This is a genomic window from Desulfobacula toluolica Tol2, assembly GCF_000307105.1.
In the GTDB taxonomy this organism is placed as follows: domain Bacteria; phylum Desulfobacterota; class Desulfobacteria; order Desulfobacterales; family Desulfobacteraceae; genus Desulfobacula; species Desulfobacula toluolica.
Genome location: NC_018645.1, coordinates 4,677,512 through 4,691,973, shown reverse-complemented (window position 1 = coordinate 4,691,973; position 14,462 = coordinate 4,677,512). Strand labels below are relative to the sequence as shown.

Genomic DNA, 14,462 nt, shown 5'->3' with positions numbered 1-14,462 from the left:
TTTCATGATTTGACTGTCCAGACACTTGCTGGTAAGTATAACAAACTTTTTTAATAACTGCACGGGCAGACCTGGCCATTTTATACTACAATCTGGTCACCTTGGTTTGCCCACAACAAAGATTGAAAGTCACTGTTTAAATTTTTGAAGACTTTCATATAAAACGGCCATGGCAGATTGGCCTGCAACAACAAAAACCAAAACTCTTATGATTACATTATGTTAAGCTAAGTTTATATAAAAAAACAAGATATTAAATCAAGAATGTTGCTTCAAAAAAAACATACTTTTTTACTTGCATACTTTCCTGCATTGGCAAGCGGCCTGTTATTAACGCTTTCTTTTCCCAAAACAAACCTTTCTTATCTTGCCTTTTTTGCCTTGATCCCATGGCTTGTGTCCATAAGGTCTATGACCAAAAAAGAGGCGTTTTACAGCGGATTTACACTTGGAGTGTTTCATTTTTTCACTCTTATTTACTGGATTATCCCTACTGTCCATGTATATGGCGGACTTCATCCAATTCTTGCGGTTTCCACCCTCGCCCTTTTATGTGTTTACCTTGCACTGTACCCGGCGGTTTATGCTTTTCTTTCAAAGCATACAGATCCGGCATCCTTTTTTGCGCCACTGCTGGCAGCATCCCTCTGGACAGGCCTTGAATATGTCAGAACCTATGCATTTACCGGCTTTTCATGGGGAACTCTGGGGTACAGTCAGTATTCAAATCTTTTATTGATTCAAATAGCCGATTTTTCAGGGGTTTACGGAGTATCATTTTGCATTTTTCTGGTGAACTGTCTTTTATCCGTGGTCTGGATATGCGTTAAAGAAAGACAACATAACAGGTATGTCATTCCTGTTGTTTATACCATTATTCTTTTGTCAGGCGTACTTGTGTACGGCCACCATAAAATTGTGGAGATAACGTCTCAAATTAAAACCGCAAAAAAAACGACCATCACCCTGGTTCAAGGCAATATTAAACAAGATTTAAAATGGAATGATGCTTTTAAAACAAAAACAGTGGAAAAATATATCAGTCTTTCCGATACAGCGGCAAAAAAAAGCCCAGATCTTGTAATATGGCCGGAAACTGCGCTGCCGTTTTATTATGGCTATGACAGCCTGTTGTCAAATAAAGTAGATCAATGCATCCGGTCATCACAAACCAATTTTTTAATCGGAAGCCCTGCAGTCACATCAGAAGAAAAAAAAATTAAGTTCTACAATCGAGCTTACATGCTGAACCGGTTTTCCATTGTTACGGGAACCTATGACAAGACCCATTTGGTGCCTTTTGGTGAATATGTCCCCCTGGGAGATTATTTGATGTTTTTAGGGAAAATAACGGCCCAGGCAGGCAATTTTTCCACGGGGGACAAATTATTTAAACCTCTTGCATTCAACAATCATACTCTGAAAGTCACACACAAAACAGGAGTTCTAATATGTTTTGAAATTTTATTTCCATCCATTGCATCTAAATTTGTAAAAAACGGGGCAGACATCCTGACCACGATTACCAATGATGCCTGGTTTGGAAATACATCAGCCGCGCAGCAGCATTTTTCCATTGCTGTATTCCGTGCGGTAGAAAGCCGAAGAGCTGTTGCGCGGGCAGCAAATACCGGAATCTCAGGCTTTATTGACCCCACGGGTAAAATTCTTGAAACAACAGCCTTATTTGTCGACCAGACTCTTACTCGGAAAATCCCGGCCCTTAACCAGATCAGTTTCTATACCCGATACGGAGACATTTTTGCTATCACCTCAATAGTTGCAATCTGTCTTGCTTTTGTGTTAAAAGGGGTTAGAAAAAAAGTTTAGGGAGAAATTAAAATGAGTGCAGAATTAAAACAGACAATTCAATCCATCTACACCAAAACCGAGAAACTCAAGGAGTATCTTTGACCTTTCTGTAAAAAAAAAGCGCCTTCGTGAACTTGAATATATTATTTCCAAAGAAGACTTCTGGAATGATTCGGACAACGCAACCGTTCTTTTAAAAGAACGAACCTGCCTGGCAAATCTTCTGGAAACCTGGGAAAATATTTATAAAGACATTGAAGATGCCGAGATCCTTCTGGAGCTTGCCCTTGAAGAGTCTGATAAAGACAGTGAACTTGAAGTGTCAGACCTTTTATCCGCACTTGAAAAAAAAATAAAAAAATTCTCCGTGGAGATCACCCTTGATGGCGAAGATGATGCAAGGGATGCACTTGTTTCCATAAATGCAGGTGCCGGGGGAACAGACTCCCAGGATTGGGCTGAAATGCTGTTTCGCATGTACACCCGATGGATGGATAAAAAAGGATACAAATTTCAAATTATTGATTATCAGCCCGGGGATGAAGCCGGTATTAAAGGCGCAACAATTCGGGTTGCCGGGGAAAACTGTTACGGGTTTATGAAGGTTGAATCCGGAGTTCACCGCCTGGTCAGAATTTCGCCCTATAATGCAAGCGGAAAACGCCATACCTCATTTGCATCCGTATTTGTCTACCCTGAAATAAAAGATGAAATTAAAATAGATATTGATGAGTCGGATCTCAGGATTGATGTATACAGGGCCAGTGGTGCAGGCGGGCAGCATGTAAACAAAACCAGCAGTGCGGTCAGGATCACCCATCTTCCCACCGGGGTGGTGGTTCAATGCCAGCAGGAATCCTCCCAGCACCGTAACAAGGAAATTGCCTTCAAGGTTTTAAAATCAAGGCTTTACCAGCTTGAAAAGAAAAAGCAGGATAAAAAGATGCAAACTCTTCATGACGGTAAAGATGACATTGCCTGGGGAAGCCAGATAAGATCCTATGTTCTCCACCCCTACAGGATGGTGAAAGATCATCGAACCGATTTTGAAATGGGGGATGTGGACAGGGTACTGAATGGCGATCTGGACCCTTTTATTGAAGGCGTTTTACTATCATAAAAAATGGACCCGCTCACCATTATTGAAAAATTTTACGCGCAGAATACAAAACTTTACCAGATTCTTGTTGAACATAGCAGGATTGTAACTGAAAAGAGCCTTGATATTGCCAAGAATCTTACTCATCTGAATCCGGATATTGAATTTATCAAAAACGCTGCAATGCTTCATGATATCGGTATCTTTATGACCCGGGCACAATCCATTGGCTGCAGAGGCGATGCTCCTTATATTTGTCACGGATACCTTGGCAGAAAGCTTCTGGATGAGCATGGCCTGCCGCCGGAATATGGCCTTGTGTGTGAGCGGCATACCGGGGCCGGCATAACCAGAGAAAATATCATATCAAACTGCCTTCCATTGCCCCAAAGGGATATGGTCCCCCTCAGCATTGAAGAAAAAATCATCTGCGTTGCAGACAAATACCATTCAAAAGATCCGAAAAATGCTGACAAGAACACAACCACACATCAAATCATCAAAGAATTAGAAAAAATAGACCCGGAGCATGCAAAAAGATTTTCAATCTGGATTGAAGAGTTCAACCTGTAATCAATAAAAAATATCTGCCCTTAATGATAAGAGCTGATGATAAAGAAAATAAGATTTTATTATCATAAGTACCCAGGATTAAATAATATCTCAATATGATATCATGAATAATCCCTTTGCTGTTCCTGAGTCAATTGAAATTTTGGAGGTTATTTAATACGCGTTCCTAAGGATATTTAAACATACCGGGAAAAGATAAAATGATCATAACAACCGACAGCGGTAAATCCATAGATACGGCAGACCTGACTCCTGAAGAGCGTCATATCCTGCAAAAGCTCTTTGCCTGGAAGGCCATTGCCGATTCTTTGAACCAATTTAGAAAAATAAAGGACCGGGCAATGAAAATGGGGTGGAATAATTCCGGCCCTGTTCAGGAAAGCCATATTTTAAAAATTATCATTCAACACCTGGAAAAAGAACTGATACAACGGTTGAAAAAAGAAAAAAAGGCATAAAAACACTCAAATTTCTATAAATTCAAGCCCGTAAGGACTATCAATCGTATCAAATAAAATTTTTTGGGCCATTGTCTTTTTTCCTGTTGTGTAGAACTGAAATTGGGGATCATTGCCGGCCATTGAAATTAATTCGTATTGGACCAGTATTCTCTTGGTCTGTGCGGCAACGGCATCAGCAGGTTCAACAATTGTGACACTGTTTTTTGTAACCGTTTGAATCATCTCTTTTAAAAATGGATAATGGGTGCAACCCAGCACAATGGTATCCACTCCTTTTTCCATCATAGGCAAAAGATATTCCTTCAAAAGGTTGCAGGCCTTTTCACTGTTCTGGCCTCCGGTTTCAACAAGTTCCACTAGCCCATGCCCCGGTTGAATAAAAACCTCCAGGCCATGCGCATATTTATCAAAAGTTTGTTTAAAAAGCCTTCCGTTCAATGTATTTTCCGTAGCAAGAATACCGATTTTTTTACTCCTGGTCTGTAATGCAGCCGGTTTTAAGGCAGGTTCCATTCCGATAAACGGAACCTTATATTCTGATCTGAAACAGTCTATAGCTACGGCAGTGACAGTGTTACAGGCGATAACAATCAACTTGCAATTGAGTTCCAGAAGAAACTCAATGTTTTTTCGGGCCAAATCAAGGGCCTCATCTTCCGCTTTTGATCCATATGGACAATTGCCGCTGTCTGCAAAATAAGTGATAGACTCATAGGGAAGTCGTTCCCTGATTTGTTTTAACACACAAAGTCCCCCGACACCTGAATCAAAAATGCCTATGGGCTGTTTATTCATTGCAATTTTCCTGCTCCGATCCGTATATCAATGTATTTAATTTGCTATCTCAACTTCAGTAACAGATTTATTTCTGCCTGTATTTTTTGCATGGTAAAGGGCATCATCCGCTCTTTTAATAACAGCCTCAATGGATTCACCCTCCTGATACAAGGAAATACCTAAAGATATGGTTATCTGCCCTATTGATTTACCCGTATCTTTAATTTTCCAATTCATTTTTAGCAGACTCAACCTGATTTGTTCAGCCAGTGCATAAGCACCCTCAAGGGATGTCTGGGGAAGAACCAGAATAAACTCTTCGCCTCCAAACCGGGCAGCAATATCCTTGCCCTTTATATGGTCTTTTAGTAATTTACTGAGTATCTTCAAAACATTGTCACCAATAAGATGTCCGTATTGATCATTCACTCGTTTAAAATGATCAATATCAAGCATAATGACGGATAACATGTCATTGGCGTTTTCTATGTTTGCTATGGCTTGAACCATGGCACCATAAAACCCCCTCCGGTTTAAAAGACCGGTCAGCATATCGGTTTTGGCAGCCTGCCGTATTCCGTCCAATTCCTTACTCAGCATGTTAATTTCAGAAACCGTTGAATCAAGCCTGCTCTTAAGGTTTTTGCTGGATTCAACTATTGATTTTGTTTCCAAAACAATATGTTTAGAGATTTCAATTATTGCATCTAAAGAGCTTGCCTGGCCCAGCTCTATGGCATATGTATTCAGCATATTGCCTTGAAGGCCGATTTCGTCGCCTGATTGACTCAGGTGTTTGGTCATTTGCGCTAATATCTTTTGAAATTCCCTGATTTTTTTTCCCGAAATCAGTATTTGATTATCTGTGATGTGTTTTTTGAATAGCTTAGAAATGGTATCGTTTGTAAGTAATTGATTTGTTTTAAAAATCAATTCAATATCATCAATCAAATCCTTATTTTGCCCAAGAGCATATTCATACCATAATAAATATGAAACAGGATTATACGGAAGTTTATATTTGGCAATATTTTTCAAGGCACTTCTCAAATAATTCCCTGATTCTTTAACAGATTCCGTATAGGTTTTGCTTATCATTTTTTACCTGCCCTGAATATTATATTTTTTTATCAAGCTGTTGTCTTATAACCAAGCAAATTTCAGCAAAGGTGAATGGTTTTTCAATAAATGGGGCTTTTGAACAAAGAACCTTGAATACATCATCATGAATAATATCGCCTGCTGCATAGCCGGACATAAAAACAACAGGTATATCAGATTGCATGTCCAATAGTTTCTTGACCATTTCAGGGCCGTTGATTTCAGGCATAACAACATCTGCCAATACCAGATGAACTGGTTTGTCACAGGATTTAAAAATTTCAATGGCTTTCAGGGAAGAATCAGCATCAATAATATTATAGCCGCACTTTTCAAGCATTGCTCTAATTGTTTCCCTTGTTTGTTTGTTGTCATCCACAATAAGAATAGTTTCAGTTCCGCTGAAATTTTGTGATTCTTGATTTTTTGAAAGGGATGCTTTCAATTGAGTGTATTCTTTGCGAAGCGCGTTAAGTTCTGATATCAGATCTTTTTTTGTTTTTTCCTCATCTTCCATACATGAGTCTCCAAATTAAATTTTTACGCGAATCATCACTAAATTTTGGATAATTAATATCTGCCTACCATCTTCTTTTAAAAGAATCAAATTGATTTTTTCATTTATATGAAAGAACTCTTAACCTGCTGAAATTAAATATCTTTCATTATTTGTTGTGGTAGATTGACTTGTAACAACAAGAAATGAAAGAGATCTGATTCCAATAATTTAGAAGTTCTTTAATATAAACTGCCACGGGCCGAACTGGTCTTTCACCCATGTTTGCACACAACAAAGATTGAAAGTCTCAGGTCAGGCAGACGTAACCTGAAAATAAAAAAAATATGGCGTTAATCTGCCGTGACCCAGAATCTTATATTGGGATGTTACACTTGGATTTTTATACTTGCTAAATACGCATGAAATGATGATTTTTTGTTGAAAACAAGTGGATACATCTTCCTGCTTAATGATATTTTAATGCATGGATTCTGCAATGGATACAATCCTGTCACCCAGCATATTGACATAGCTTGCCATTTCATTGTCATACCAGCCATAAATAACCGCCTGGGTCACCTGGATGCTGGCGACCTGATCCTTGATTACATCCAATACGCTTTTATCAATTCCCCGGACATTTTCAAGGTTAATTTTAATGACCCCGGTGCGGGTATGGGTTTCATGGCCTTCAATGACAGCTGCAGCCCTTGGCGTTCCTATAATATCAGAAGATACATTTTGCTGATCCGTATACATCAGGTATCCGTTTGTATTTGTTTTTACGGCATCTTCATAAATTGAATTAATCATTTCCCTTCGAATGGGCTTTTTGTTCAGATCTTCTTGAAAGTTCATCACCAGGATAATCAAAGAGCCTGTGGCTGTGGGGATTCGTACTGACTCTGCAATAAAACCGATGGTTGCCATTTCCGGAATAACCAGCTGCAATGCCTTTGCAGCACCGGTTGTGGTCAGAATGATGTTATTCATGATAGAGCGATTTTTTCTTAAATCCTTGGCATTGGTTTTTGGCAGCCTGTCCAGCACCTGCTGAGATCCTGTGGCAGCATGAACGGTTGCCATGGAGGCGGACAGGATTCTTTCAATACCGAAATAATCCAGTAAAGGCTTGATCATATGGGAAAGGCATGTGGTGGTGCAGGATGCATTGGAAATGATATTATGCCTTACCGGATCATAGTCTCCGTCATTGATACCCATCACGGTTGTCACGGCATCGTCCGGCATGGCCACACCCTCTTTGAGTTTAAACGGAGCCGAAGCAATCACTTTTTGGGCACCGGCTTCAATATGGCCCCGGATTGAACCTTTGGCGTCATTGGCCTCAAGGGAAGGATCTAAGAACTGACCGGTTGTATCAACTACAATCCCGGCATCATGCTCTGCCCATTGTATATCTTTGGGGTTTCTATGATCCCGCAATATTTTTACTTTTACACCATTTACAGTCAACGATGAATTGGCCTCATCCACATCAGTGATAACCGGTTCTGCCTGATATCCGTGAAGAAATGAATCCAGCCGCCCATAAGTTGAATCTCTTTCCATATAATGAATAATATCTTGAAAGGATTTACCCACATCACGGCCGATATTTATCACTATGTTATCAAAATATTTCCTGCCTGCGTGATGCCACAAAGAAAGCTTTCCTATTCTTCCCAGTCCGTTAATACCAAGCGTTTTAGAACCTTTTATACTCATTATATTACCTCGTTTCACTAATGTTTATTTAATTGTTTAATTAATTTCAATTGCACCCTTATACACAGAGCCTTTTTGACCGTTAATGCTGATATAGTCACCTGTGACCATTTTTACGCCGTTAAGCAGACACTCTTTTTCCAGCTCGTTGCAAACAAGATTTTCACACCCGACAACACAGGTTTTACCCAGGCTATAGGTCACCACGGCGGCATGAGAAGTTAATCCGCCCCTGGCCGTCAAAATTCCGTCTGCTGCATCAATTTCCAGGATATCATCAGGAACCGTATCATTTCTCAACAAAATCAAACTGATACCCGGATGACTCTTTCTTAAGTCATCAATTTCCTCCAGTGTAAAAACGATTTTGCCGCTCATGGCCCCGCCGCTGACACCGATCCCATGACCCAGATATGCCTTGTCAAGGATCTCCGGGGCCACATCAAAATCCACAATCTTTTTTCTGTCCCTCAAAGACATGTCCCTTGCCTGTAGGATAAAAAGATCTTCCCTGTTCTCTCCTTCAAAGGTGAATTCAATCTCCTGGGGATTCCATCCTTCATCATACACCAGGCGATGGACCACCTCTTTTAATTTTAAGTAAATATGGGGAAAATTTTTTTCAAGGCTGATTGTTGAATCGGGTTTTTCAAGCTCCCTTTGGATTTCCGAGATGGGCAGGGTTTTTACAAGACCCGATACAACATCCTCGCCCTGGTTTCCAATGGTAAAATCCCCCCAGAGACGTACCGTATCTCCCGGAAGTTTGGGGCTGTGGCTGAACACCACCCCTGATCCCGACTGCCTGGACAAATTTCCAAACACCATGGACTGAACCGTTACAGCAGTACCCCAGTCATCGGATATCCCCATTATCCTCCTGTAATCCTTTCCCCTTTTGGATTCCCAGGAGTAAAAAACCTTATTAATGGATAAAAACAACTGGTCAATGGGAGATTCAATCAAATCAATTCCTGAATCAAGTAATAATTGTTTATAGACAAGGGCAACCCCCTTCATCTGGTCGCCTGTGAACAATCGTTTAAATTCAGCCCCAAATTCTTTCTTTTTTGAATAAATGATATGGTCAAACTCATCCCTTTTGATTCCAAATGCCATGCCATATCCTTGAATAAATCTACGATAGCTGTCCCATGCAAACCATGGGTTTTTACTGATCCCGGCAATGCTTGCAGCGATTTCCTCATTGAGTCCCACATTTAAAAATGAATCCAGCATTCCGGGCTGTGAAATGGAAGAACCGCTTCGAACCGATAACAACAGCGGGTTTTTAGGATCTCCGAATTTTTTTTGGGTCCTGTTTTCAAGATTGCCAACCATCTTTGCCACATATTTCTTGAAATTTATGTTGGCAGGTTTGTAATTGTTTATGATTTCACGGCATTTAAACACTTCAGTGGTAATGATAAATCCTTCGGGAACAGCAACGCCTATTTTTTTTAATTTAATAAGATTCAATCCCTTGTTACCTAAAAATATAATATTATTGCTGATGGGATCGGAACTGCCCACTTCAATGGCAGAGTATTTGGGGTCATAATTTAACAGGCGGCTTAAATGGGTCTGGGAAAGTTTTTCAGATTGCTGAAACAAAGTATGAAGTATACGGTTTAAAAACACGTCCATCTGCTGAAGCCCAAGGGAGGTTGCAATACGGTCCCTGAAAAAAATATCCGCCACTCTCTGATCCAGTTTGGATTTTTGTTTTTCAGACCCTTCTTTGGGAAGATATTTCTCAAGAATCTGATCTTTTCCAAGTCTGGATTCTATCTGAAATAAATTATTGGAATGAATATTATTAAAATGATCATGGATGATATCGGCAACCGCCCTTGTGAAACCTTTAAAAATATCCAGGTACTGGGTAAAAGTGCAGGTTCTAATATCCATGGAAAATCTTAAAAAATCCATCTGGACATCCAGCTGGTTGGATATAATGCCGTCCAGCGCCAATGCAGACCTGAACAGGTCCAGTATACTGTAAATGCGTTTAAACGTCGCCTTGGTGATAACTTGAAGATCAATACTGTTAACCAGTTCTTCAAACCATACGTTCAGGATGCTTTCAACCCTCAGGGTCAATCCCAGGGCATCAAATTTTGCCTCATTGTAACTGCCGTACATGGACGGAATATCAACGGCAAAATGGCGTTTATGATAAATGGCCTCATTGGCTTCATATATCCTGTCCGAAAGAATTATTTTTTTAAGCTCTTTCATGTAAGAAAGAAGTGACAAAATTTTGTGTTCCAGGTTTTTTTCTTCAAACACTGAAACAATATTGGCTGTATCCGGCAGATTTTCAGACTTGAATGAAGACAGATATTTTTTCAATTCCAGGTTATCAATCATATATTTCTGGTTTAACAGCCGGTAAAAACCAAATAACATTTTCACCCTGGATTTGTCAGGCTCTGTTACGCCTTCAACTTCATCAATCAACTTGTTGATGGCCTCTTGGGTATGCATCATATAGTCTTTTGGAAGGAATATATCCTTTGCCTTCAGGCTGTTGAGAATAATTCTCGGCCCGTCAACAAAAGGACCCGACACTTTGATATCCCGATAAATTGAAGGGGGAACATGAGGTTCCAGTTTTTTTTTATCTCCTGTTTTCCAAAAGAAAATCACTTCTTTGATAAACTCCACGATCCTGCTTGAACTCTCAACATGGCATTGTTTTCTCAAAAAATGAATCAACTGGTCCTTTCTCTGACAAGATTCATCAAGTTCAGTTGAAATATCCCGAAGCTGTCCCTCGGCTCCTATTTCATTGAAAAAAGCCGGCAATAAACGCGCCAACTGCTTTACCAGATTAAAAACCGGTTCAATGTCTGAATTTAAAAAATTTGTGATATCCCTTGGAAACAGATCCGTATCCTTGATAAAAACGCCGCCAATGGCCAAAGATATGATCAGCGCGGACAACAAGCGTCGTGACTTTTTGGGATGCTGCGAGATCAGGTCAAGAAACACCCTGATATTTTTCACATGCGCGCAATTGCTCTTTATCTGCCAGTCATCTCCTGTCCCTTCAATCATGGGAAACTGAAACCCGTGATCCACGGCACGGTCAATAAAATGATTGATCAGATCAATTTTTGAAGCTTTATAAACCGAGTCCCCGATTTTATGGATGCAGTCCAGAACGGTTTCAGGGTACTTTCCCTTATGTTCTTTGAGCAGCAAAAATGTCTGGTTGACAATATTGATATCTTTTTTAAAATCCTTGTCACCGATCAGGTGGGTCAGTGTAGTGTTAATGTCGCGCAGCGCCTGAACGTGAATAGTGGAAAGTCCAGGAATATGAATAATATAAAAAAGAAAAGTTAATTTCAGATGAAAACCGCCGATATCATCACCACTTTGGGTCATTATTTTTTGAGGCACGGCCCGGATCAGACTTACAAAATCCTGATAACTTACAAGACCTGTCAATTTTTGAGTTGCCCTGCGAGGATCTTGATCCAATTCTTGAATAATTACTTCAAGTTTTTTTTGCCACAGCCGTATTTTTTCATGTGACACTGATTCCAAAATAGACTGTAACCCTTGCTCCAGGCGATTGACATTAATGCTCTGGCCAATCCAGCAAATCGGGTCTTCTTTTTTCAGCCAATAGTCAAATGAATACTCATAAAATTTTACCAAAAACAGATTAAGGGATTTAAAAATTGGTGCATCCCCCTTAAGATTGACCAACAGAGCTTTCGCTATTTTATCCGGCTGGTAATAAGATCTGACAAAAAAATAGAAGTCCCGGCCTTCATAAGATTCAATCTTTTGCACAGCCTTTTCAATCACAGGCAAAAAAACGTCAAAGTCATGATCAGATTCTTTGACAATATGCTGCAAAAACAGCATTAGATTATCTGCCGCCCTTGTTTTCAGGCATAAAGGCGAATCTGATTCAAATGAATCCAGAAAAATATCAACAAAAAGATCCAATGCTTTGCCGCCATCTGGATGGGACTTGTACAAATAAAAATATTGAAGGGAAAAATGCCGGGCTTCGCTGACAATAAATTCCCAGTTTTTATAGGGATGTGACAGCTCTTTTAGAAAAACGTTCATCCGGTTCAAAATCCCGACATAGGATGAAACAATATCCAAAAAAACTTCATATTTTGAGTCAATTATAACATCAACTTTTGTATCGGATAAATTAACCTCAAGAGCCCTGGATTTCACAAGATTTCCTTTGCTTTGGTGATATCTTTCAAATTTATCACCTTTATTAATCGTTTCTGATAACCCGTTTGACATCGGTTACCTTTTTGACTTTTTTAATGGCCGACATGATTTGACGAAGCTGATCTGTACTTTCAACCATCAGGGTGAAATAAAACAGGCTGATACCTGTTTCCAGGGTTTCAGTATTGGCATTTAGAATGTTTGATTTATGTTTGCTGATCACCGAGGCAATATCTGCTAAAAGCCCTGACCTGTCATCTGTACGGATCTTGATACTGGCGGGATAGGATTCTTTGACCTCATCGCTCCACTGAACTTCGATCTGGCGCTCATTGCTCATTTTCATGATATTCAGGCACCCTTTGCGGTGGATAGTCACCCCCTGTCCCTGGGTGATATACCCAATGATAGGATCTCCCGGAAGCGGATTGCAGCATTTTGAAAACTTGACAAGAATATCATGAAGTCCTTTTACAATGATACCTGTACTGTCTTTATTCTTTCGCTTTCCAGTCTGTTTTTGAAGAACACCTGTTTCTTTAACCTCTTGTTTTTCAACTTCAGGTGCAATTTTATTCAAAATCTGCAGCGGAGTTATTTTTCCAAACCCCACATGGGCAATCAGGTCATCCACGGCTTTAAAACCATAGGCATCTGAAACCTGTTTGATTTCTCCTGATTTCACCAGGGCATTAAAATTCTGGTTTCTCTTTCTAAATATCTTTTCACACATCTCCCTGCCAAGAGAATAACTTCTCTCTTTTTCCCGGGCATTGATCCAGCCGCGTATTTTAGTTCTGGCCTTTACGGTTTTTACAAAATTAAGCCAGTCAGGACTTGGGGTATGGCCTTTGGTTGTGATAATTTCAATTGTATCACCCGTTTTTAACCGGTGGCTAAGCTGTACTATTTTCCCGTTGACCTTTGCGCCGGTGCATTCGGCACCCACTTCGGTATGTATGCGATAAGCAAAATCAACCGGTGTGGCTTTTTTGGGAAGAATTTTGATCTCACCTTGAGGTGTGAACACATATATTTCATCAGGATACAGATCAATCCTGACATTTTCTAAAAATTCATCAGGATCATTATAATTTTCCTGGTTTTCCACAAGATTTCTGATCCATGCAAACAGCTCTCCTGTATTTTCATCAATCTTTGAGCCTTCTTTATAACTCCAGTGGGCAGCGATTCCGGATTCCGCAATATTGTCCATATCCTGGGTTCTGATCTGAATTTCAACCCTTTCTCCTTTGGGTCCCACAACCGTGGTATGAATGGACTGATACATATTGGGTTTGGGATTTCCAATATAATCTTTTATTTTATAATAAATCGGCTTCCACATGGAATGGATGGCGCCCATGGCGGCATAGCACTGGGGAACCGTATCAAGTATGATCCTGAACGCGATGACATCATAGACTTCATTAAAATCAAGGTTCTGGGATATCATTTTTTGATAAATGCTGTAATTTTGCTTGTAACGCCCTTTTATTTCAGCTTCCAGATTCATCTCCTTCATTTTTTCATGAAGCTTTTCGTTGACGGTTATAATGTAATCTTCTTTTTCATGCCGGGCTTTGTTTACAAGTGCCTTGATACGTTCATATTCATGCCTTTTGGTATAATAAAACGCAATGTCTTCCAGTTCATACTTCATCCAGAATATCCCCAGGCGGGCGGCAATTGGGGCGTAAATGTCAAGGGTTTCCTGGGCAATGGCAGCCTGTTTTTCAGGCTTGCGGTGATATTTTAAGGTACGCATATTATGAATCCGGTCCGCAAGCTTGATCAGAACCACCCGGATATCATCTGCCATGGCAAGGATCATTTTGCGTAAACTTTCTGCCTGCTGAGCTATTTTGGTTGAAAAAGGCAGGGCGGAAAGTTTTGTTACGCCGGAAACAATATGGGCAACACCCGGTCCGAACATATCTTCAATATCTTCTCTTGTTGCGGGTGTGTCTTCAATGACATCATGCAGAAGGGCTGCGGCAATGCTTTCAACATCCAGGCGCATGTCGGCTAAAATATTGGCCACCTCAAGAGGATGGGACAGATAGGGTTCCCCGGAAAGCCTTACCTGGCCGTCATGAACTCTTGCCGAGTAAACATAGGCCCGGTCTATGATGTCACAATCCCCTTCGGGATTATACTCATATATTTTATCCAGTATGTCGTTAATCCTGATCAT

Annotated in this window: 10 protein-coding genes; 4 read left to right on the top strand and 6 right to left on the bottom strand. The window is 40.2% G+C overall.

The annotated features are described in order from the left end of the window. Nucleotides 1-264 precede the first annotated feature (264 nt). The 4 genes from lnt (at nucleotide 265) to TOL2_RS21260 (ending at nucleotide 3,942) form a co-directional block, all read left to right on the top strand. Nucleotides 265-1,830 (top strand): apolipoprotein N-acyltransferase, encoded by a 1,566-nt coding sequence (lnt, locus tag TOL2_RS21275; protein WP_014959340.1) that lies wholly within the window; start codon nucleotides 265-267, stop codon nucleotides 1,828-1,830. Nucleotides 1,831-1,842: 12 nt separating this feature from the next. Continuing rightward, a protein-coding gene (prfB, locus tag TOL2_RS21270) for a peptide chain release factor 2 (RefSeq protein ID WP_198408349.1) occupies nucleotides 1,843-2,932 on the top strand; the annotation gives its coding sequence in 2 pieces (ribosomal slippage) (nucleotides 1,843-1,899 and nucleotides 1,901-2,932; 1,089 coding nt in all). 3 nt (nucleotides 2,933-2,935) lie between these two features. Beyond that, nucleotides 2,936-3,484: an HD domain-containing protein gene (locus TOL2_RS21265; RefSeq protein WP_014959338.1), complete on the top strand. Its 549-nt coding sequence runs from the start codon at nucleotides 2,936-2,938 to the stop codon at nucleotides 3,482-3,484. Between the two features lie 200 nt (nucleotides 3,485-3,684). Next, entirely contained in the window at nucleotides 3,685-3,942 is a 258-nt protein-coding gene (locus tag TOL2_RS21260; protein ID WP_014959337.1) for a hypothetical protein, read from the top strand. Nucleotides 3,943-3,948: 6 nt separating this feature from the next. Here TOL2_RS21260 and murI read toward each other — a convergent pair whose 3' ends face one another. The 6 genes from murI to TOL2_RS21230 form a co-directional block, all read right to left on the bottom strand. Beyond that, a complete protein-coding gene (gene murI, locus TOL2_RS21255) occupies nucleotides 3,949-4,740 on the bottom strand; it encodes a glutamate racemase (RefSeq protein ID WP_014959336.1) in 792 nt (263 codons plus the stop codon). Between the two features lie 36 nt (nucleotides 4,741-4,776). Continuing rightward, complete coding sequence (locus tag TOL2_RS21250; protein ID WP_014959335.1) at nucleotides 4,777-5,820, bottom strand: GGDEF domain-containing protein; 1,044 nt, start codon at nucleotides 5,818-5,820, stop codon at nucleotides 4,777-4,779. A gap of 19 nt (nucleotides 5,821-5,839) precedes the next feature. Further along, nucleotides 5,840-6,340 carry a response regulator gene (locus tag TOL2_RS21245; RefSeq protein WP_014959334.1) on the bottom strand — a complete coding sequence of 167 codons (501 nt, stop codon included), beginning with the start codon at nucleotides 6,338-6,340 and terminating at the stop codon, nucleotides 5,840-5,842. A gap of 459 nt (nucleotides 6,341-6,799) precedes the next feature. Further along, the gene (locus TOL2_RS21240; protein ID WP_014959333.1) at nucleotides 6,800-8,050 is read right to left on the bottom strand and encodes a type I glyceraldehyde-3-phosphate dehydrogenase; all 1,251 of its coding nucleotides are present in this window, start codon (nucleotides 8,048-8,050) and stop codon (nucleotides 6,800-6,802) included. 36 nt (nucleotides 8,051-8,086) lie between these two features. Continuing rightward, complete coding sequence (locus tag TOL2_RS21235; protein ID WP_232507987.1) at nucleotides 8,087-12,337, bottom strand: PEP/pyruvate-binding domain-containing protein; 4,251 nt, start codon at nucleotides 12,335-12,337, stop codon at nucleotides 8,087-8,089. Next, the gene (locus TOL2_RS21230; protein ID WP_014959331.1) at nucleotides 12,309-14,462 is read right to left on the bottom strand and encodes a RelA/SpoT family protein; all 2,154 of its coding nucleotides are present in this window, start codon (nucleotides 14,460-14,462) and stop codon (nucleotides 12,309-12,311) included. Before TOL2_RS21230 ends, TOL2_RS21235 begins: the two co-directional genes overlap by 29 nt.

Coding starts and splice junctions, on each gene's coding strand:
- lnt (WP_014959340.1), top strand. CDS start 265: ATGTTGCTTCAAAAAAAACATACTTTTTTACTTGCATACTTTCCTGCA.
- TOL2_RS21265 (WP_014959338.1), top strand. CDS start 2,936: ATGGACCCGCTCACCATTATTGAAAAATTTTACGCGCAGAATACAAAA.
- TOL2_RS21260 (WP_014959337.1), top strand. CDS start 3,685: ATGATCATAACAACCGACAGCGGTAAATCCATAGATACGGCAGACCTG.
- murI (WP_014959336.1), bottom strand. CDS start 4,740: ATGAATAAACAGCCCATAGGCATTTTTGATTCAGGTGTCGGGGGACTT.
- TOL2_RS21250 (WP_014959335.1), bottom strand. CDS start 5,820: ATGATAAGCAAAACCTATACGGAATCTGTTAAAGAATCAGGGAATTAT.
- TOL2_RS21245 (WP_014959334.1), bottom strand. CDS start 6,340: ATGGAAGATGAGGAAAAAACAAAAAAAGATCTGATATCAGAACTTAAC.
- TOL2_RS21240 (WP_014959333.1), bottom strand. CDS start 8,050: ATGAGTATAAAAGGTTCTAAAACGCTTGGTATTAACGGACTGGGAAGA.
- TOL2_RS21235 (WP_232507987.1), bottom strand. CDS start 12,337: ATGTCAAACGGGTTATCAGAAACGATTAATAAAGGTGATAAATTTGAA.
- TOL2_RS21230 (WP_014959331.1), bottom strand. CDS start 14,462: ATGATCAGGATTAACGACATACTGGATAAAATATATGAGTATAATCCC.